General features: G+C 55.1%; 12 protein-coding genes and 5 pseudogenes. 4 read left to right on the top strand and 13 right to left on the bottom strand.

The annotated features are described in order from the left end of the window. Window positions 1-55: 55 nt before the first annotated feature. A pseudogene (locus ACFQS4_RS01820) lies at window positions 56-190 on the top strand (IS5/IS1182 family transposase); the annotation flags it as partial. Window positions 191-730: 540 nt separating this feature from the next. Here the strand turns inward: ACFQS4_RS01820 and ACFQS4_RS01815 are convergent. The 8 genes and pseudogenes from ACFQS4_RS01815 to ACFQS4_RS01780 all read right to left on the bottom strand — a co-directional run bounded on the left by ACFQS4_RS01815 (window position 731) and on the right by ACFQS4_RS01780 (window position 10739). After that, window positions 731-1915: an MFS transporter gene (locus ACFQS4_RS01815; protein ID WP_497903230.1), complete on the bottom strand. Its 1185-nt coding sequence runs from the start codon at window positions 1913-1915 to the stop codon at window positions 731-733. A 392-nt stretch (window positions 1916-2307) separates the two neighbouring features. Then, window positions 2308-2650: pseudogene (locus tag ACFQS4_RS01810) on the bottom strand (IS200/IS605 family transposon protein TnpB); the annotation flags it as partial. 131 nt (window positions 2651-2781) lie between these two features. Then, window positions 2782-3984 (bottom strand): Cdc6/Cdc18 family protein, encoded by a 1203-nt coding sequence (locus tag ACFQS4_RS01805; RefSeq protein WP_497903229.1) that lies wholly within the window; start codon window positions 3982-3984, stop codon window positions 2782-2784. A 1208-nt stretch (window positions 3985-5192) separates the two neighbouring features. After that, window positions 5193-5516, bottom strand: a complete 324-nt coding sequence (locus ACFQS4_RS01800) for a DUF6788 family protein (RefSeq protein ID WP_497903228.1) — start codon at window positions 5514-5516, stop codon at window positions 5193-5195. A 164-nt stretch (window positions 5517-5680) separates the two neighbouring features. After that, window positions 5681-6100: a hypothetical protein gene (locus ACFQS4_RS01795; protein ID WP_500191952.1), complete on the bottom strand. Its 420-nt coding sequence runs from the start codon at window positions 6098-6100 to the stop codon at window positions 5681-5683. A gap of 95 nt (window positions 6101-6195) precedes the next feature. Beyond that, window positions 6196-6468: pseudogene (locus tag ACFQS4_RS01790) on the bottom strand (zinc ribbon domain-containing protein); the annotation flags it as partial. Between the two features lie 203 nt (window positions 6469-6671). Next, complete coding sequence (locus ACFQS4_RS01785) at window positions 6672-8360, bottom strand: DUF8612 domain-containing protein (protein ID WP_497903227.1); 1689 nt, start codon at window positions 8358-8360, stop codon at window positions 6672-6674. Window positions 8361-8447: 87 nt separating this feature from the next. After that, window positions 8448-10739: an MBL fold metallo-hydrolase gene (locus ACFQS4_RS01780; protein ID WP_497903226.1), complete on the bottom strand. Its 2292-nt coding sequence runs from the start codon at window positions 10737-10739 to the stop codon at window positions 8448-8450. Window positions 10740-10975: 236 nt separating this feature from the next. Between ACFQS4_RS01780 and ACFQS4_RS01775 the strand changes: the two genes are divergently transcribed. Next, the gene (locus tag ACFQS4_RS01775; RefSeq protein ID WP_500191948.1) at window positions 10976-12880 is read left to right on the top strand and encodes a pentapeptide repeat-containing protein; all 1905 of its coding nucleotides are present in this window, start codon (window positions 10976-10978) and stop codon (window positions 12878-12880) included. A gap of 234 nt (window positions 12881-13114) precedes the next feature. Here ACFQS4_RS01775 and ACFQS4_RS01770 read toward each other — a convergent pair whose 3' ends face one another. Next, a complete protein-coding gene (locus ACFQS4_RS01770) occupies window positions 13115-13639 on the bottom strand; it encodes a hypothetical protein (protein WP_497903224.1) in 525 nt (174 codons plus the stop codon). A gap of 411 nt (window positions 13640-14050) precedes the next feature. Here ACFQS4_RS01770 and ACFQS4_RS01765 point away from each other — a divergent pair, with 411 nt between their 5' ends. Beyond that, window positions 14051-14431: a helix-turn-helix domain-containing protein gene (locus tag ACFQS4_RS01765; RefSeq protein WP_497903223.1), complete on the top strand. Its 381-nt coding sequence runs from the start codon at window positions 14051-14053 to the stop codon at window positions 14429-14431. Between the two features lie 103 nt (window positions 14432-14534). Here the strand turns inward: ACFQS4_RS01765 and ACFQS4_RS01760 are convergent. The 4 genes and pseudogenes from ACFQS4_RS01760 to ACFQS4_RS01745 form a co-directional block, all read right to left on the bottom strand. Further along, a pseudogene (locus ACFQS4_RS01760) lies at window positions 14535-14885 on the bottom strand (hypothetical protein). 33 nt (window positions 14886-14918) lie between these two features. Continuing rightward, complete coding sequence (locus ACFQS4_RS01755) at window positions 14919-15848, bottom strand: M78 family metallopeptidase domain-containing protein (protein WP_497903222.1); 930 nt, start codon at window positions 15846-15848, stop codon at window positions 14919-14921. A gap of 105 nt (window positions 15849-15953) precedes the next feature. Then, a pseudogene (locus tag ACFQS4_RS01750) lies at window positions 15954-16286 on the bottom strand (DUF8013 domain-containing protein); the annotation flags it as partial. Window positions 16287-16687: 401 nt separating this feature from the next. Then, entirely contained in the window at window positions 16688-17014 is a 327-nt protein-coding gene (locus ACFQS4_RS01745) for a hypothetical protein (protein ID WP_500191942.1), read from the bottom strand. A gap of 307 nt (window positions 17015-17321) precedes the next feature. Between ACFQS4_RS01745 and ACFQS4_RS01740 the strand changes: the two genes are divergently transcribed. Continuing rightward, complete coding sequence (locus ACFQS4_RS01740) at window positions 17322-18164, top strand: HFX_2341 family transcriptional regulator domain-containing protein (RefSeq protein WP_497903220.1); 843 nt, start codon at window positions 17322-17324, stop codon at window positions 18162-18164. Window positions 18165-18644 lie beyond the last annotated feature (480 nt).

The following is an 18644-nucleotide window of genomic DNA, read 5'->3' as shown; positions in this document are numbered from 1 at the left end:
AATGCATACTACATAGATCCTAAGTTCAACCTACTCAGCGTCTTTACGGCGATTAGAGTTCTCCTCACTTCAGAAAGCGTGGAGTGCTCGGTTGGATACTGAACTCTACGGCCAGCGGAGTCAGAGCGAGACGGTGAACTCTCAACTCAAGCGGAAGTACGGTGCGTTCGTCCGTTCACGACGCTGGTGAAAGCAGTTTCATGAACTCACTCTTGCGTGTCTTGTCCACAATCTTGACCGAACCCTCTAACAATCAATACAGGAGATGGACTCAGCAATCTCCTTTTAAGTGCTTGATCGTACTTTAACTCTACGTCGCACGTACACGGCTGGCGGATACGGTTTGAATAAGTGGGCCAAATTGGCGTCATTAATCATCCAGAGGTATTTAACGCAGTCCAACATGACGTCAAACCTCTTAATCAATACCAGCAACCCATACCACCGACTTATCCCTGACGACAGAATCGCGTTACCGATCATTCACGCGAAAGCCGACTGTACCAAAGAAATCGAACACAGCGATCTCGTAGAGATCCTGGTATCGGAGGATCATCCATTACATTCGAGGACGCTGGCTATGTCGATGAAACCCCCGTATTCACCGCCGCCCAGAAACAGTCAACGATTGATTTCGTAAACGGTACGTCGATCGACATCCCCAATGATCTTCGGAAAGCGCTGGAACCGTACGCTGACAAGTGACACCGCCCCATTCAGGAGCGGCTCCTCAGTCACCCTCAGTCCCAGCCGCGACCGTCCAGATCCCTCCCACGGTCGTGAGGAATGTGATGGCAATGACTGCGAGGAACGACCCAGTGTGGGCGAGAATTCCGATAACCAGCGGCGGACTGATGAGCGCGACGATCCCAATGGCGACGTTGGCGAGCCCGATGATGATCGTGTCGCTCTCGTGCTCGTAGGTCTGCGTGAGCAGCGGAACGTACAGCGTCGCGGTCCCGCCGAGTCCGATCCCGATCAGAAATATCGCCACCACGAGCACCGTGAACTGTGGCGCCACAAGCAAGCTGACCCCGGCAGCACAACACCCAAGGGAGACCAGGAACCCCCGCCTGGATCCGGCCACGTCGGCGATGTAGCCGCCACCGAGTCGCGAGACGATACTCACGCCACCGATAGCGCCGAACGCCGTCGCCGCCGCTGCTTCGGTCATGCCGCGGTGGGTAAACAGCTCGATCGCGTATGCTGTAACCATGTGGAACCACGCGAACGTAAGGGCGACGCCGGTAAACGTTAGCTTGAACGTTCTGGTGCGGACGAGCCGCCCGAACCATTCGATGACCTCCCTGGCGGTCATGGTGGTCGGCTTGACCCACCGTGGGCGTCGACAGGCGACGCCCGTAAGTGCGAACCCGACCGCGGTCGCCGCCATGATGAGCAAGAACCCATCACGGACACCGACTCGTTCGAATGCGAGCTGCCAGGCCGGCGGAAGCAGGAATAGGCCAAGTCCGTTGCCGGCGAAGATGAGTCCCGTCGCAGCGCCGCGGCGCTCCTCGAACCACTGTGGGACGACCGCCGCCATCAGGATGAACGCTGTTCCGAGCGTGAGTCCGAGGATCACGAAGACGACGAACAGCCCGAGGTACCCCTCAACGACGTACAGCGCGGGGGCGATCAGGGCAGCCGCTACCGCACATGCGAGTAGCACCGCGCGTGCGGACACGCGGGCGGCGAAGATGGTCACGACTCCGGCGCCGATAAAGAACATAAACAGCATCGCGGAGAAGACTGTCGAGAGGGCGACCGGCCGGATGCCGAACGTCTCGGTAAACGGGTTCAGAAAGACCCCGTAGGAGAACGCTGTCCCGAACGTGAACACCATGCCAATCGCTCCGGCTGCCGCGACCACCCAACTCCGGCGCCCGTCGGGTTCCTCTCCGGTGGATCCCACAGACGACGTGGTACAACGAGCGTAGAAAACGTTTGGGAACCGGAACGGAACGCTCGGAAGCCGAACGATCGTAGTGACCGACGTCAGCATTCAGTTCAGGGTGCGAACAAGTGGCGCTGACCGACAAGGCCGACGGGTGGAGAGTTGAACGATTTCCCAGCGACGGGCGATGGATCAAATAACGCGGGACAGGGCGTTTTCGAATGGAAATCACTGCTCTTTGCTCTGGCGATGCCAGGATCGAGCAGAGGTCTCGACAGACCAGATCAGTCGGTTCTCATAGAACAGGATTCTGGATGGTATCAGATTCGACAGGTTGATCGATAAGCAGGTGTAGTGTACAATAGCTTCACGAAAATAAATATCCAAAGAAGAGGATTTCGACAGAGCCGTTCGAGTCGCCCTTGTTCGACATTCCATTTTGGGTCACCCGAGACTTCGAGCCTAAGGCGTTCCCTGTATCCAAATCCGTATCCGTCTTTGAGTTCGGGACCATCGGAACTTCGAGCCGGGAACGTTCCTCGAAATTGATGGTGTACTGGTCGTTACGTACGTAGGTGCGAAGCACTCGCCGTCTTCCTCGTTGCCCCAGTACCCCGACGGCGACGGTTTCTCATTGAGGTTTTCGGCGTAATACTTCTCGTTGAGTTTGAAAAACGACCGTCATGCCTCCGAGTTCTTCCGAATGATTTGCTGGGTAACCGAACTGCTGAGAATGCCTTTGTATTTACCTTTGAGTTTGTAAACCAGGAACAGAAGCGCTTAAAGCCGCTATCAAAACTACGCTATGAGATCAACAAAGTGCTACACAAGAGCGTTGAGAATAAATGCGCGAGTACACGGATCTGAGCCCAATCAGCCTACATCTAACGACTCGACTCCTCACAGGCTGCGATAATCACATCAGGATCGTCGACGAGACGATTTTCCATGTAATTCCCCTTTCCTTTCCCAGCCCACTTGCGCTCTTGCTCGATAATAGAGAGGAACTCGAGTTCTGAGAGGATATCGCGAACACGCCGGAGTTTCAAATGCGAAGAGTCATCACGTTCACACAGGCGTTTGTAGAGATCGTAGACTTCCGTCGTCTGCACCGCGTCGTCGGTTCGATCGGGTTGTTTGACGAGCAAAGCCATCGCCTCGAGGACGAGCTTCGCGTGGCTGGGCGACTTCGAGATTAGCTCTGCTAGCCGACTCGTCTCCTCACGCTCGTGTGCGAGGTTGACACAGGTTTCAGAGACGATCTCGAGGTCCTGTTCCTCGGCTATTTCGCCGGCAAATCGGAGGATGTCGATCGCTTTGCGTGCGTCACCGTGTTCTCGTGCAGCTAGTGCAGCAACTCGAGGAACGACACCGTCTTCCAGGACGCCGTCGTGAAACGCGTCCGATCTCGAATGGAGGATCTCCTGAATCTGGGTCGCATCGTACGGAGGGAAGACGTACTCGCGTTCACAGAGACTCGATTTGATGCGTTCGTCGAGCGATTCCTTGTATCGGATCTTGTTCGAGATACCGATCGTCCCGATGGTACTGGAGGAGAGCTTTCCGGATTCAACCGCTCGGGAGAGCTGCATGAGAATGTCGTCCGATTCCATTTTGTCGACTTCGTCGAGGATGACGAGTGCGGCATCGAACTGTAGGTCGATTATCTGCCACAGACGTCGGTAGTATTCCGACGTGCTCAAGCCAGAGTGGGGGATCGACATACCAGTTGTATCTTTATCGTTGAGTTGATGACCGAGTGACTGGACAGCCTGTGTCTCAGTCGACTCCTGCAGACAGTCGACGTAAGCTACACCGATCGTAACACCATTGTCCGAGGCTCGGGAGATTGCCTGGTTCGTGATGAACTTCGAACAGAGAGACTTTCCAGTACCGGTTTTTCCGTACACGAGCACGTTGTTCGGCGTATTTCCGGTAAGCGCGGGCTGAATTGCGCCGGCGAGATTCGTGAGTTCTTGTTCGCGACCGATGATTCGATCACCATCGGGAAGGTGGGAGACCTGTAAGAGATCTTTGTTCCGGAAGATCTCGTTTTCTCGAGTGAAGTAGTCGCGGGAATCGGGCATTCTCTTAGAGATGTATTCTCAGAGAGAGGCTTAACTCTTTCCACCAGGTTGCCGCTGTATGGGAAGAATATTGGTCACACAACGGCTCAGGAAGCTCATACCCACACCAGAATGCCGCTGTAATCAACGATACTCACCCCTCATTTCCGCTGTATAGTCCAGTAAATTGAATCAGAATGTCAAGGATGGTAGAATGAAATTCGCAAGCACATTGGAGACCCCACCCCTCATTGCCGCTGTATGCCGAATGTCAGACGCCCCTCTGTATGCGGTTATCGGAACCACATTGCTGCTGTATAGTGGAGAAAATATCGAGAGAAAGAGAGAGAAGTAAGATGAAGACCCCGGAGTGCCGCTGTAACAGAACACACACACCCCACGTTGCCGCTGTATAGATACCGAAAGAGACTCCAAGAGAAACGAGGCGAAGAGGATGTTCACACGAGACGATTCTTAGGTATCAGCGTCGAAACTCCATAGGACTGGCAGAACGAGATCAAGAGCTGGCTCGATGGCGATTTCTCCTGGAGAGAAAAACTGTTCGATACCAATCGAATCTCCTGTTCGATGTACTTAATGAACTGTTCGCACTCATAGTACTTATAGTTAGCTAACTCTGTGTTTGTGATATCAGTTTGAATTAGCAACATCATCGCGTCTCTGATCTGGAACTTACCCACTCCTCTATCCTCACCCATCATCTGGATCTATACAGCGGCAATGAGGGGTGTGTCTCTTAGCACCTCTCTTCGAAACGGTTCCGTTCACCTCAACTGGTCCACGACACCGTCCTAATCAGGGGATCTCTAAAGTGGTGAACCAACACTCCATCCTCTGGCGTCTCTGTTTGTTAAATATTTGCATGGAGAGGACTCGAATGTGAGAAAGCATCTGTACGGCTAGCGCTCTATCGCAGCATATTCTTCGCCGGAATCGGGAAGAATTCGGTGATACTCCGGTAGACGCCGCATTCATACGAGATAATTGAGCGGCGTTGACGCAACACAAAGCGTCTCGTTTGCGCATGAGGGCATCTCTCTTGTGACCACTCTCCCTGCTCGAGTCTTTAGTGTTCGCTGAGAAGGGTATTAGTGCCTATTATCGGTAATCTCGGTAGCTCCGGCCTGGTGGTCGTGAAAGTGAAGAACCATAGGATTCCAGTACTCCTTCTGAAACACCGGCTCCTTGTTCTACTGACTCAAACAGAACTAGTTCCCCGAATCGACTGGACCTTTGTACTTGGAACGCACCTTTTCTCCATCTCGCCACTGCCAGTAGTAGTAGCGGTTGTCGTTGATCTCCTTGATCGTGATAGTCGCCTTCGAGGGGACGTCGTCCGGAAGGTTCTCTGGCCGCTCCTCAACCTGGTTGTTCTCTTCGCTTTCCGATAGTCGTGTCTCTCGCTCACGGTATTCGGCGAGTTCCTCGGCATAGCGGGCAACGTGCCGGAGCAGCTCGGGCGAGTAGTCGCCGAGTGTGTCGACGACGTCGGTGGGGAGGTCCGCTGGGGGCGTCGGTGGCTCGTAGGACATGGGCCAATCTCTGTTAACCAACACAGACGCGAGGACCATAGTTTTGTTGGTTAAATCCAGTGTCGCGTTCCGTCAGCCTCCTACAGCCTGTAACACCACTCAAAACCTCTTCATATATAATTTACACAACCTCTTGGATCGTAGATTCATCCAAACAGGTCGGTCTATTCTCTCAACTTCCACCCCATCTCTGAAGCTGACACGTCGTGTTCTCGGAGAAATCGCTTTTTCCGATCGAGTGGCCACGAGTCACCATACCGTTTTGCGTACTTCATTCGTTTACTCTCCTTTGGCGTCTCTTGGTTTGAACTGGGCTCCTTGCGCTTCCTTTTCCTCTCCTCGGCTTTTTCGCCTTTATTGCTCTTTTCCCGGTGTGAGTTTCTAGAGCCACTAATCCCGAGATATTGGTTGGCTTCAGCTTCTGACATGGTCTCTTTAGCGTCAGGATCAAACGTTGGCCCGCCACCCATGCGATCGTGGTGAGTCCCTTGGCTATCTCCTACTGTTCCTGGTGAAGAGTCACCAATATCGTGGGCTTTGTCTTTTCGACGACGATTATATCTCGACACGAGTGGAATGTACACACAACTCACAGATAACGATTTCCCAAAGAAAGTACATGAGTTGGATCTCGATTTCGGCTGAGCATATGCTCCGTCTCTAGTGAACTACCCCCCCTATCACTCACGGCTTGCGCCGTTCGCTCCTCGAGGGTGGGGCTTCCTGTTTCCACGACGCGCTTTGCAGATACGGGTGTATCCGTAGGGAGCGCAGTCTCCACAGGCGTTAATTCGGAGTGAACTACTCCTACATCTGCCAGTCCGCGAGAGCGGATATTCCACGCCGCGTTCGCGTCTCTATCCGCCTCGAAACCGCAAGCAGGACACGAATGTTCACGAACCCACAGCGGCTTGTCCGTCTTGACACTGCAGGACGCGCATTCTTTCGTCGTAGTTGCGATTTCATGGGTCTGTGGGTCGAGCGTCGAACGTGTCCGAGAACTGTGCGGCGCTGTATCCCCTCCCTACTGCGCTACTCGGTCGCTCTGCTCCCTGCGTTGCTCCTTGAGGAAGGAGACTTAGCGCCTAATTCTGGTTAAAAGGCAATGTTCGAATTAGCTGACATCGGTAGTGTGCGAAGCTCTGTACCCCTCTTTCAGCAAATAAGCAAGAAGAGCCAGTATGGAACGTAGCAGATGTCGAAATCGCTACGAGATACTCGGAGCGACCCTTGCTCGAGTACACCCTTCGGGAGGCTATCGGTGATGATGAATCGACAGGGGGCTTTGTAGTCGTACTCTCGCAACTCTTCACTATCTGGTTTCGTGTGTTGACCGGCACTAGGATCGAATTCGGTCACAACTTGCTCAGCAGCGTTCGTGTAAGGGTGGTACGAAAGCAAGAACGGGAGAACGCGTCCCGCACGGTGCAGGACGTAATCAACCAGTCCAGAGTCTGTCTCGCAGTATTCGACGTCGTCACCTCCCACAGTAAATGCGAGACGCTTTGCGTGGTCGAACGCGACTGTTCTTGCTAATTTGTACTCGAACTCGTGATTGAGCGTGTTTCGTTGGCTGTAGTCTTCGAATCCGTAGTGTTCCTGACGCTGTGAGAGCAGTACAGCGTGCCGTGGATTGCGAAGATACAGGCGAGTTCGTCGATACCGACGAAGCGAATAGTCGTGAGACTCGGATACTGCAATCCCATCGTTCAGCACTTCGAGATATCGATCGACCGTTCGTCGATCGACACCGATCCGGTCGCTGATGTCTGTGTACCGTAACTCTTCGCCAGCCTGGCTCGCCGCAATCGAACTGAGTTTGTGCAGGTTCTCGGGCTTTTGGATGGATTCGTGGTTCGCTAACTCCTTGTATAGATACAACAGGAAGTGTGATTTCGTGAGTTCATTTCGGACCGACGCATCGCTAGTGCGGTGAACTATCCCACCAACTCGTAAGTACTCCCGTGACGCGTCGTGGAGATCATCGCGCTCGCTCGGTGAGAATCGTTCGAAGTAGAGTTCGTCGAGAGCCGAAATCGCTTCGTCAATGCTCCCTCTCTCGTCTCTCAGATCGAGTGATTCTCGAACGCGTTTGATCGGTGCTGGTCCAGCTAGGCTTTCCGACTGGTATGCTTCGAGTTGCTCACGAAAATCTGCATCGAAGTTCGCCTGAAGCCCTCCCTCCGCAACACGATGCTGAACTGAATCGACGAACTTCATCGGCAACATAGGGTTGGGGCCTTCGAACGAGTCTATTTCAGTAGCACTCGATGACGTCTGCAGGTCGACTTGCGAGGCAACGATCCCTGTGAGAAAGAGATAGGTTCGCTGGTCGACGAGCTCTAAGAACTTGCTCCGTACGTCTTCCTCGAGGTTGAGAGCCCCGACATCGTCCAGCAGTATGTACTTTCGACCTTGACGGGGAGCAACGTGTGAGTAAAAGTAATCGACGACCTGTTGTAATCGAGTAACAGCATCTTCCGGCCGTTCTAAGTGATAGAGAGACGATTCCAGCGGTAGGTACAGAACCTGCCGTGACGAAACCGACCCAGATATCTCGTAGTTCCGGCCATCTTCTGGAAAGGCAGTCGAGTCGAGCAGTGCTGCAATGAGTTGCTGAAAGAGTGTCGTCTTTCCGATTCCAGTCTGACCATATATCTGATAGACCAGGTTGTCCGTCCCCTTCTGTCGAGCGTTGTCGACCTTTTTGAGAAGTTGGTAGAAATCAGAACGCGGTGTGAGTGAGGTAGCTTCCGTGATTGTGGCCGGTTGCTCCTCGCTCCACCACTCGTTGTGACGCTCGGCGTCGGCGATGAACTCCTCTTCACTGCCTGCGTCGGTCATTGTCGCTCGTTTTTCGATGTCGTCATAGATATTCGTACATCCCGATGTCGTTATCCCGTTTTCCCCTGTCGACTGTACTAGTCTCCATTACAAGACACGCCACTCGAGGGCTGCTTGGACGACGTCGTCCGTTGTTTCGTGGGGGCAGTCCTCGTTCTCGGTCGTTGCGATGATGAGCTCGTCTAATCCGTGCAGGGTACCAGCTGGAAGATCACGATCGTCCGTGTCGAGCCCGATGGCATCACAGAGCGTTTGAAGAACGAAATCGTCCACGTCGGCTGCCTTCCCGTTTGTAACAGCTGCCTCGATGAGTTGCTCGAGTGCTGGATCGGTGTCGATTGTGAGTTCTCGTTCGGTGACCCCTGCCGTCTCGGACCACGGCTCGTGACCACTCAGTATCTCCGCGAGATACGTTCTGACTACTGACTCGACGAACGCTTCGGTCGATGACCCCTCCTCCTTGGCTCGATGTACGGCGAGCGTTCGAATCGCAGGATCGATCTGAACGGTTTCTGTCTCTGGTTCGTCGGCTACCGTTGCTGCCGTCTCTTCGGTCGTGTTTTCACTCGTAGCCATCTCTGATTGTGCTGTGGTGTCCTCGTCTACCTCGCTCTCAGGTCGATCTGAAGACGCTAGCTCGTCTGTCTCGGCGGTAATCTCTGCCGGAGTGGTGGATTCGTCCTCCTCTTTGCCGTCGCTGTTGTCACTGACTTTCGTCTTACCACTGCTCGATGACTGCTCGGTGGATGCTGCGCCCGATGCAGTGTCGATCTCTGATGGGACTCCATCGACTAACACGTCGACAACAGTCGGCGTAGCGAGTTCGTCGGTTCCATCTGCCGTAGTCGGAATACTGCCTTCGGGGTCGGTCGACGACTGACCGACGGTTCGATACAGCCCTCCGTCGGTCGCGTACGTTGCACTGCTGCCTGTGTTTTGTGGGCTAGCGATTCGATCCGATTTGGAGCCTCCAGCAGTAGTGGCCACTGTCGGCTCGTCGGCCCGAGATCCAAGATGGAGTTTCGCGCGGAGCCGACCGACGTCTATCCCTTCTCGTTCGAGAACAGCCCGTTCTTGACGTTCGAGTTCTGGTACACTCACAGCCGCTTGCAATACCCCGTCTCCGATGTCGATCGTACTCCGTTGTTCGTTACGGTTGCGGACGCGTTGCTTCGCAGCGGTGCCGATCCAGCTCGGGGGGCAGATGCTCCCATTTTGGTACAGTCGTTCCGAACCAGAGCTTCCAGTTGCCCACGTGTATGCATCCCACTTGTCCTTGTAAGGTTCCAGAGATCGGCCCCGTTGGTGGGTGACGATTACGTGCGTCGGAGAGATCGTCTCGACGACCTCGTCGAGAACTGCTTCCGACGGATGATTCGAGAACGGGAACGAGAACACGGTCCCAGCGAAATCGCCGGCGTCTTTCGCAGTCGTGGAACCTCCCTGTACCTGTACTAGGGTTGCGTTTCCATCGTCACTGATTGCGTCGAACAGTCGTTCACTACTACCTTCGGTTGGAACTTCTGGCCCAGCGATAGTGACGGTCCCAGCTGCGAGACAATCACGAGTAACTGCAAACTCCGGGATTGTCTCGACGTTGGGATAGTCGTATTCCAGCGCCTCGTAGAGCTTTGCGACGTGCCCCACGAGAGTCACCGGAATCGAATACTCGAGTTCGTCTTCGATTGCCCCGAGAAGCGTCGCCAGGTGAACGCCCGTCAATCCGCTTGCCGTACAGAGCGTTTTCGAACCGGCGTTTGCACGAGAGGCGAGTGTTTCGACGATGTCGGTGGTTGACTCACTAATACCGTCGTTCGTCGATGCCGTGAGAAACAGCGCGTCGACCTCGAGGAAGTCCTCCGGATCGAAACCAACGTATCCACCGGCGTCGCGTTGCGTGAAGTCGCCAGTAGCCAGCGCGTGAAACCGTTCTGTCCCGTCACGAGCACGGATCGCAAACCCACACGCGCCTGGTGTGTGTCCTGCTGGAACAGGTGCTACGCTGATCTCATCACCAACGATATCGACCCAGTCGTCGATCGCTTCGACACGTTCGAGTATCGACTCCGGATCTGACATCGAGTGGTGGCGAACACCTTCTGCTAAGACGTCCTCGAGGATTGCCGCTGTCCCAGGAGCCGTGAGGATTGGTGCACCATCACGATGGGCTTCATCCAGCGATTGATAGTGATCCAGGTGCGCGTGTGTGAGAAGAATTGCTGCTAGGTAGTCATCGTCGTTGAGTAGTGCTGATATGTCAACACCATCCCCAGCATCGATAAGAATGCAGGGAGTCTGTCGACTAGACTCTTGCCGAATCCGAAGAAGAATCGATTCGTTGCCCGCCTTCGGATTCGCATGTTCGTAAGAAATCTCCATAGTAGTGGTTATAGCCCCTACACATATAGTCGTTCTGATTAGGAACAATGAAAACACGCTAAGTACTGATTAGGAGGTAAACGTGCCCAACCTCTTTGACATCCTCCTACGCCTGAAGACTCGGCTAGGCGTCAAACTGTACATGCTGGTCCGCTGGAGAGATGATATCCGAAACAGTTACTAATCAAACGTGAGAGTTCGAAATGATAACTACCGGGGGATTTACAACGATCTCGATGACCTCAAATGGCGGTACCGGAACCTGCGAGTACGTGGCGTATAGGGACCGACCAGAGACGTGGCATGGGGAGAACCCGGAAGATTGGTATCCGGGACACTATGCCGACAACTACTGGATCAAGGGGGATTCGTGGTCGTGCCCGCACGACGCGTACGAGGGGAATGACGAGAATTATTGTGTATTTCACACAGAACCCGAAGACGTGCCCGAGGACATCAACGAAGGTAAGCTGTTGATATCGGTCATCGAGGAGGCGATCGAGGCCGAGGAAGGAAACGAGGCTCGACGAAAGGCGGAGTTCGTGGGTGCGACGTTCGGAGAGTTGATGTTCAACGAATTGCCATCGAGCGAAGAGAAACGGTGGCTCCGGTTCGATCATGCCATATTTCGAGGGGCAGTGACGAGCAGTACCACTGTTCACCAACCGGTAAGTTTCTTTGACACCGAGTTTGAATTTGGTGCAGTATTCGAAAATGTACTCTTCGAACAGGAGGCGTGGCTTGTAGGAGCGACGTTCGAAGGGTATGCAGGGTTCAAGCAGGTGACGTTCGAGGAGTATACGTGGTTCGGGGAGACGACGTTCAAGGGAAAGGCTTGGTTCTCGGAGGCGACGTTCAAGAGGAGCGCGCGATTCGGAGAAGCAGCGTTCAAGGGGCAGGCTGGGTTCTCCGAGGCGATGTTCAAGGGGAAGGCGTGGTTCACGGGAGTGACGTTTGAGGAGTACGCGTGGTTCGAGAGGGCGACGTTCAATGGGCAGGCAGAGTTCAATAAGGCGGCGTTCAAGGAGCCCCCGAGGTTCGCTGATTCCGACTTTGTTGGTGGAGGACTGTCAGGACAACCAGAATGGCCTTCGACTACCTCGTTCGAAAAGGCCAATTTCACAGACGCAGACCTCACGAACGCGTCGCTTGCCGGTACCGACCTCACGGGGGCGCAGTTCTCTCGGGCGACCCTCTACGGAACGAGTTTTAACGACGCGAAACTCGACGGAACGATCTTCGGAGAGGCACAAATCAACGAGCGGACAAACTTTGGTCAGTTTGCTCCCAGCACTGATGGACCGACCGAAGACCGAGCATCAGATGCAACGGACGGGAACGACGATAGTGCGAGGACCCGAGGCGACGAAGATGCACGAGAGGGAGACGAGGACTTGATAGCCGATCAAACTGATGACCAAGCGGCCGAGCGTTCACTCCGGGTCGTCTACGATCCCTTCGGGGGGCCGAAATATACCGCCAGCGAAATGGAAGACGGCCTCGTCCACCGCTTCAAACGATTGATGAACCGGTACCATTACTGGCACATGACGAAGTGGTTGAACGAGGTCGACGGCAACTCGAGCGAGGAGGAACGAGTCGAGTCGGATTCCGAACGTGCCACGACGTGGGCGGCCCCCCACGCCGACACCCATCTCCGAAAGGCTGCTACTACCTACCACCTCATCGAGAACCTGGCACGGCACAACTCGCTGCCGCACCTCCAGTCGCAGGCGTTTGTCCGTCGCCAAGAGATGCACCGCCTGCAGTACGCGAAGAAACGACAGTTCAGCAAGTGGCTCCGCGCGTCTGCCGCGCGAGCGACCCTCCTTTATGGGGAGAGTCCGTGGCGAGTGATCGGTGCCTCGCTGTTGGTCATATTCCTCTGTGGAATGCTCTACCCGCTCGGCGGATTCAGGGAACCCGGCTCGGGCGAAGTCGTGCAGGTCAGCTCCGTTGGCGAGTGGGTTGCGACGCTACCCGACGGCATCTACTTCAGCACGCTCACGTTCACGACGCTCGGGTTCGGCGATTTCCAGCCTGTCGCGTGGGGGAAGTGGCTCGCCACAATGGAGACGGCGCTCGGAGCGACCCTGATCGCTTTGCTCGTGTTCGTCCTCGGGCGGCGGGCAGCGCGTTGAAGGATCGTTCCGTAAGTACTGCGGCCTCGTCGCTTCTCGATTTCTAACTCCTACCGTTGCTGAGGTGTTCGTAACTCCTCGGCCACATCACTATTTGACTCCATCAATCACTCGTAGCAATACCATGCTCGCCACATTCGTTAGAAGCTTCGTCCAAAACACCCTACATCTATAGAGAATTGAGGAGAATACTGTTGGCTTTAGTCTTCAGGATTGTGAGAACGTTTCAGGACGCTATTGGTGTCTATCGCTGACTGCTTTCGAAACGGACCATGCAAACTCCAGATAGTCGTCTTTGAGTGTGAACGAAGTTGCTGTCTGGCCTTCTCGAGTCTGAAGTGATACTGTGACAGTTCCGTCCTCAGTTTTGTAAGCGTCAAGGAGCATGAGAACGCCAACTACAGCTGCGGCCAGTCCAGCTATTACGAGAATCGCCTCGCTGGATCCGTCAGCAACGCCCAATGCCCCGAACGAAATCATTCCGAGGATCACTAAGAGAATCCCGACCACGATTGCTTGCTGATCTGGTCCCTTCGATGGTTTATGATCGATAGTGAGTCCTCCGAGAGAGTCAAAAAAGGTCGAGTCGACAGTTCCAGATTTACCACGAGAGTCTAACGTCACCAACCGGCCATCTGTCACTAAGTACGTCTCCATGCTGACCTGGTTCGGACCTACCGTTCTCGTATGAACATCGATCGCGGTTTCTCCTTTCGAAATATGTTTCTCGAGAATATCCTTCTCTTCCTGTGATGCCATTTATTAATCTTGATATCTAACCAATGGGTTGTTACTGTTTCTAAAGAGAACAGCGAGAGTTCCACGGGTTACCTGACCTGTGGGTGAATCGCGTTCACTTCCTCCATAAGCCATAGTTTCAAGTCATTATGGAACCATATTTACGGTACGGAAATCACGTTATCTGCCTTGCAAAATCCACGCACTGAAACAGGATAAGACGTGGTACTCCTTCGGCGTGAGTGAGGCCTCGTGAAGATACTCGTCCGCATTCTCGGCAAGTTCGTTGACAGTAACCGGTTCCTCACTCATCTAGCCGAGATTCTCCGGTACCTTGCTTTGATGTGGCGACCGCATCAGCAACTGTATCGTCTCAGACCGATTCGCATTTAAGCGAACCGCTTTTGCACGCACCACTCGAACGACGGGGTAATGGGTACGTCCGATCACCCGCCAAGCGACCTAGAGTCCGTACGGGAGCGGCTCAACGTCGTCACCCAGGAGACCCGGTTCGCGCTCCTCCAGGACATCCTCGGGCATCCGTCGGAACTGCCGACGCTGAAGGAACTCGACTTCGTCAACCCGAGCAAGAGCCAGACGACGATTCATCAGCACCTCCAGCAGCTCGTCGACGCTGGCATCGTCGAGGAAGTGCTCCTGCCCGGAGACCGTCGGCAGAACGACCTACCGTACAAGTTCTACGGGATCAGTGAGAGCGGCCGGCAGTTCCTCGAGGAGTACAAGCTCCTCCGAGCGCAGGAGACACTCCGAGAGATTCACGATCGAGTGGAGAAGACCGACGCCATCAGATGATACGAGACCGCTCCGCGACCCGAACGCTAACAGCGTCTGTCTTTCACTTCGCAGACGGGGTGCCCTCCGAACAACTGGGCATCCGACTGAGGGGTTAGTTTGGCTACTCGTCTGGATCCACTGGAGATTTGTACTTTGACTTGATGCGATCTCCATCCCGCCACTGTCAGTAATAGTAGCGGTTGTCGTCGATCTCCTCGATCGTGAGTGTCGCTTTCGAGGGGACGTCATCGGGAAGATCGTCGGGCCGCTCGTTGAGCTCGTCTTCCTCGTCCACTGCGGCAAGGCGGGCCTCGCGCTCACGATACTCGGCGTACTGAGCGACGTACTGGAGCAGCTCGGGCGAGTAGTCGTCGAGTGTGTCGACGACGTCGGTTGGGAGGTCCGTCGGGGGCGTCGGTGGCTCGTAGGACGTGGACCGATTTGTGTTAACCAACACAGACGCGAGGAGCATAGTTTTGTTGGTTAACTGACGGAGACGGTGTCTTCAGCCTTCGGCGACCGTCTCGATAATCTCCTGGGCGGTCGAACTGATCCGCCCGAGTCGGTCCTGAATCACCTCAGGGTCATCGCCGTGCCACGCAGCGAGGTAGAACGCCGATCCGCTCGTATCCAACCCAAAATACCGACCGACGATGTACGCGACGGCCTCCGCTTCGACCTCGCGTTTCGACCGTTCGTCCTCGTCGTCGACGTCGAAATGGAGCAGCGCGTGAGCGAACTCGTGAATCAGCGTGACTGCGAGGTCGGCCTGGTTCGGACGGGCTTTCGCCTCCACGATCGGCGTGAAATCGTGGATATCCCGCTGTTTACAGACGCCTTTCGCGTCGCCGTGCGCCCACTCGTCAGCATCGACGATACGAACCGTCACGCCGAGTTCATCCGCAGCCTCTGTGAGTGCGAGCACCAGGTCCTCGGCGTCGCCCGTCGCCTCCGTTTCTAGCTCGGGAAGCGGTTCTCCTTCGGTCTGCGAGAGATCGAAGACAGCGGCCGGTTTGAATCCCACGAGCCCTTTCGACCACTCCTCGGGTGGCCTCTCCTCGTAATCACAGCTGATTTTCTCGTGGTAGCTGGGCGAGTTCTCGCAGTCCGGGCACTGCTTCGTGATGATCGGTGCCCAGATCCAGATCGCCTGTTCGCCTTCCTGCACGTGCCGGTCGAACTCGTTCCGCCAGGTGTTGAAGCCGGCGACCTTCGTCGCATCGGGACACTGGAGTTTGACGAGCAGCGTGTTGCGATGGGAGTAGTCGTGGAACCGACTCTGGACGTCGAGCCACTCCTGGAACTCATCACTGGCCTGTGCCGCATCGACGTCGTCAACGAGTTCGTCGATCCATGCTTCGATCGTACTGTGCATCTCGTCCTTTCGCGTGTCGGACTCCTCGAAGGAGACCGACGAGTTACTGGTCGTAGCCATAATTCTCGAGAATTCGCATTACTGCGATCGCTCCAATTCAGCCTGCGCCGCACCCTTCCGGGGCGTACAAAAACAACTCGTAGCGGCGGCTACTGGGGGAGCAGCTTTCTCATCAGCGAGGCCGACTGTGACGAGGTACTCGAGGAACACGTCGAACTGGTCGAAGTCACTGGGCGTGTCGGTCGCGAGGTGGCGTACCCACTCGATGGCCCACCGGAACGCGGGGTCGGTTCTGCCCTTTCCGTGGATGTACCACCAGCGGGCTGCCTTCAGGACGACGAGCGGATTCGTCGGTGGCTGCTCACTCGCAAGCTCCCGGGTGAGCGATGTGATCTCCTCGGGCACTTCGGCGGGATCTACCTCTCCTGATTGAGTGTTCGTTACGTCGACTGGAATAGCATCGATCGAGACGTTGGTCGAACTGTGTTGCTTACTCACGGAAAACCACCGTCTTGGAGGGTTCTCTGGATCGAGCCCTCGCCCTCTCTGTGGGGCGTGAAAAACGGTCTACTGTGTTACACTGGCGGACAAGAGGATCCTCTGTCAGTCGATCACACCCTCATGAATGGAAAGCTGGGCTAGAGACACGATCTCTAACCCTTCACCAGTAATAGCGAAATTGGTAAGTCATTAAATCGATGAAATACATGTTAGATGACCGCCTCGAAGGCTACTCTGTGGGCTACCTGGGTTGAAGAAACCCTTCTCGAAGATATCCACGCACCGGATCAGCCAGATCCAGTACCGTTCTTGACCACGGACGATGAGGGCCTCACTACTACAGACGCGCTTGACCGCTATCGGTACGGCAAGAACGACGGCGAATACCTGTATCTCATCTACGTAGCCGACGAGCCAATCAACACCGCCTCAGATATCACTCCTGTGTACGTCGGTGAATCCCGGAATATCGGGTCTCGGATCTTTTCGACAGTACCAGTGACGGCGGCGTCTCGGAGCTGCACCGCGGTCTGCTTCGTCGGGCGGCTCTGGGTGATAAACTGGACTATCTCGTCGCTTTCGTCGACGTACCAGTCGTAGACGTCGTCCACCTCGGTGACGACTTCGTCGAGGCGGTTGACCAGCGGGGTGCAGATGGTGGACATGGGATATCGTGGGTAAGTGGTGAGTCTGGATTCCGGGTTGGCGTCGCCAAGGCGACCCACGCTTCGATAGTACGAGTTGGATGATGGACACCCCAGTCGGCACTATGTCCGTGATGCAACGGGCGTTTTCGAGTGCTATCAGGCGCTGAAAGTGCGATTGAGAGGAACAGAAGCCTGGAAACAGTACACTCGGTGAGCCGTGGTGGCGACGACGCAAACAGTCGGGGCCGTAAGATTAGTAAGATACCATCTCTTTCACTCTCTCGACTTGAATAGTCAATCAAACGGACACACCGGATCTAATCCATCGTCTTCGAATCGTGTGTTCCACGATTGCTAGAAAATAGCGGAGAACTCAATCCAACCCATGAAAAATTTCGTCGAAATTCACATTGTGCCTGTCTGGAACGAATATGAAGCCGTTCTCGACCCCATCGAACACCACCAGCCTGACATCGTCTACCTCCTGGAGGACGAAAACACCGACCACCCTGCCTACCAGGACGATCTCCGACGGGGGATCACGGAGACGGGCGCGACGCTCAACACGGTCTCCGTTGACCTCTTCGACATGTTCGCCGTAATGGGGTCGGTGACTACACTTGCAGACCGCCACTCGGGACAAGTCGTTCGTGTAAATGTCACGAGCGGGACCAAGCACGCCGCCATCGGCGCCACCATGGCGTGCATGGATGCGGAAACCGTTGCGCAACCGTATTCCATCAAACCCGAAACTCCCGCCGTTACCGAGACACGACCTGTCTCGGAACCCCTGACCGAAGCAACCGAACTGGAGATCTATCCCATTGATTCACCGACTCGTGACCAACTCGCCGCACTTGCGGTCATCGATGCGTGCAACACGGACACGCGGCGTACCAAATTCCGCAATATAATTGACGAGGGTGTCCGTCTCGACTTCGACTGTTTCCGTGACAGCACCGAGGGTAAAGCCCGCTACGGAAAACTCCGTCAGTACATCATCGAACCACTGCAAGAGAAGGGTTACATCGATGTTGATGCAGCCTCGAGCAAGTCAAAATACGTGACCGTTGAGGAGTCGGGTCGACAGACGCTCCGAGCGTTCCGTCACCGCATCGAAGACATCATCGACACGTTGGAGAGTAGCAGCAACCCGAACGTCCAATTCGAGTTGGACGATCCTACGGAATCAGTAAAACGATGGGAGGAATCATCGGTTAAACCCTGAACCATGGAGAGACGTCGTGGACTGCACGTGGAGTTCACGTGTACGATTCCGGAGAGTTTGGGTCTGGAGGTACCAAGCGGCGGTGGCTCAACTCCGGGAAGCCACTCGTTGATGGCGACGAGTTCGTGACCATCGAGGCGGGCGACGTCCTCTGGGTAGCTGCGACCCCGGCCACTCGTGTCCATCTGGTCGGATTGGTCGTTTCGAGGCGGTTCGTTCCGGAGTGGCTGATCTGTACTCATCATTGATCTCGAGGCACGCTGGTTCGCACCCCCCCCCCTCAGAAGCGAACAAACGAGTTCCCGACGGGTGATCGATAGGGAGAGCGAGGGCTGACCGGGATGGAAGTCACTCATTCGAGAGCGATCTTCGAATCGGTTAGTTGCCTGCGTAGGCGGTTCTACTCACCCAAGGAAGTATTCGCGAGCGACTCGAAAGACACAGGTACGAAGACGGGACGGAATCGACGTTGGATAAGGG

The sequence above is a fragment of the Saliphagus sp. GCM10025317 genome (genome assembly GCF_042663665.1).
GTDB lineage: Archaea > Halobacteriota > Halobacteria > Halobacteriales > Natrialbaceae > Natronosalvus.
Note: the sequence above shows the minus strand (reverse complement) of the source record. Positions and strands in the feature narration are given on the sequence as shown.

What these genes read in the sequence shown, in the direction of transcription:
- ACFQS4_RS01805 (WP_497903229.1), bottom strand. Translation starts at nt 3,984, where the DNA reads ATGCCCGATTCCCGCGACTACTTCACTCGAGAAAACGAGATCTTCCGG.
- ACFQS4_RS01740 (WP_497903220.1), top strand. Translation starts at nt 17,322, where the DNA reads ATGAAAAATTTCGTCGAAATTCACATTGTGCCTGTCTGGAACGAATAT.
- ACFQS4_RS01765 (WP_497903223.1), top strand. Translation starts at nt 14,051, where the DNA reads ATGGGTACGTCCGATCACCCGCCAAGCGACCTAGAGTCCGTACGGGAG.
- ACFQS4_RS01800 (WP_497903228.1), bottom strand. Translation starts at nt 5,516, where the DNA reads ATGTCCTACGAGCCACCGACGCCCCCAGCGGACCTCCCCACCGACGTC.
- ACFQS4_RS01780 (WP_497903226.1), bottom strand. Translation starts at nt 10,739, where the DNA reads ATGGAGATTTCTTACGAACATGCGAATCCGAAGGCGGGCAACGAATCG.
- ACFQS4_RS01755 (WP_497903222.1), bottom strand. Translation starts at nt 15,848, where the DNA reads ATGGCTACGACCAGTAACTCGTCGGTCTCCTTCGAGGAGTCCGACACG.
- ACFQS4_RS01770 (WP_497903224.1), bottom strand. Translation starts at nt 13,639, where the DNA reads ATGGCATCACAGGAAGAGAAGGATATTCTCGAGAAACATATTTCGAAA.
- ACFQS4_RS01775 (WP_500191948.1), top strand. Translation starts at nt 10,976, where the DNA reads ATGACCTCAAATGGCGGTACCGGAACCTGCGAGTACGTGGCGTATAGG.
- ACFQS4_RS01785 (WP_497903227.1), bottom strand. Translation starts at nt 8,360, where the DNA reads ATGACCGACGCAGGCAGTGAAGAGGAGTTCATCGCCGACGCCGAGCGT.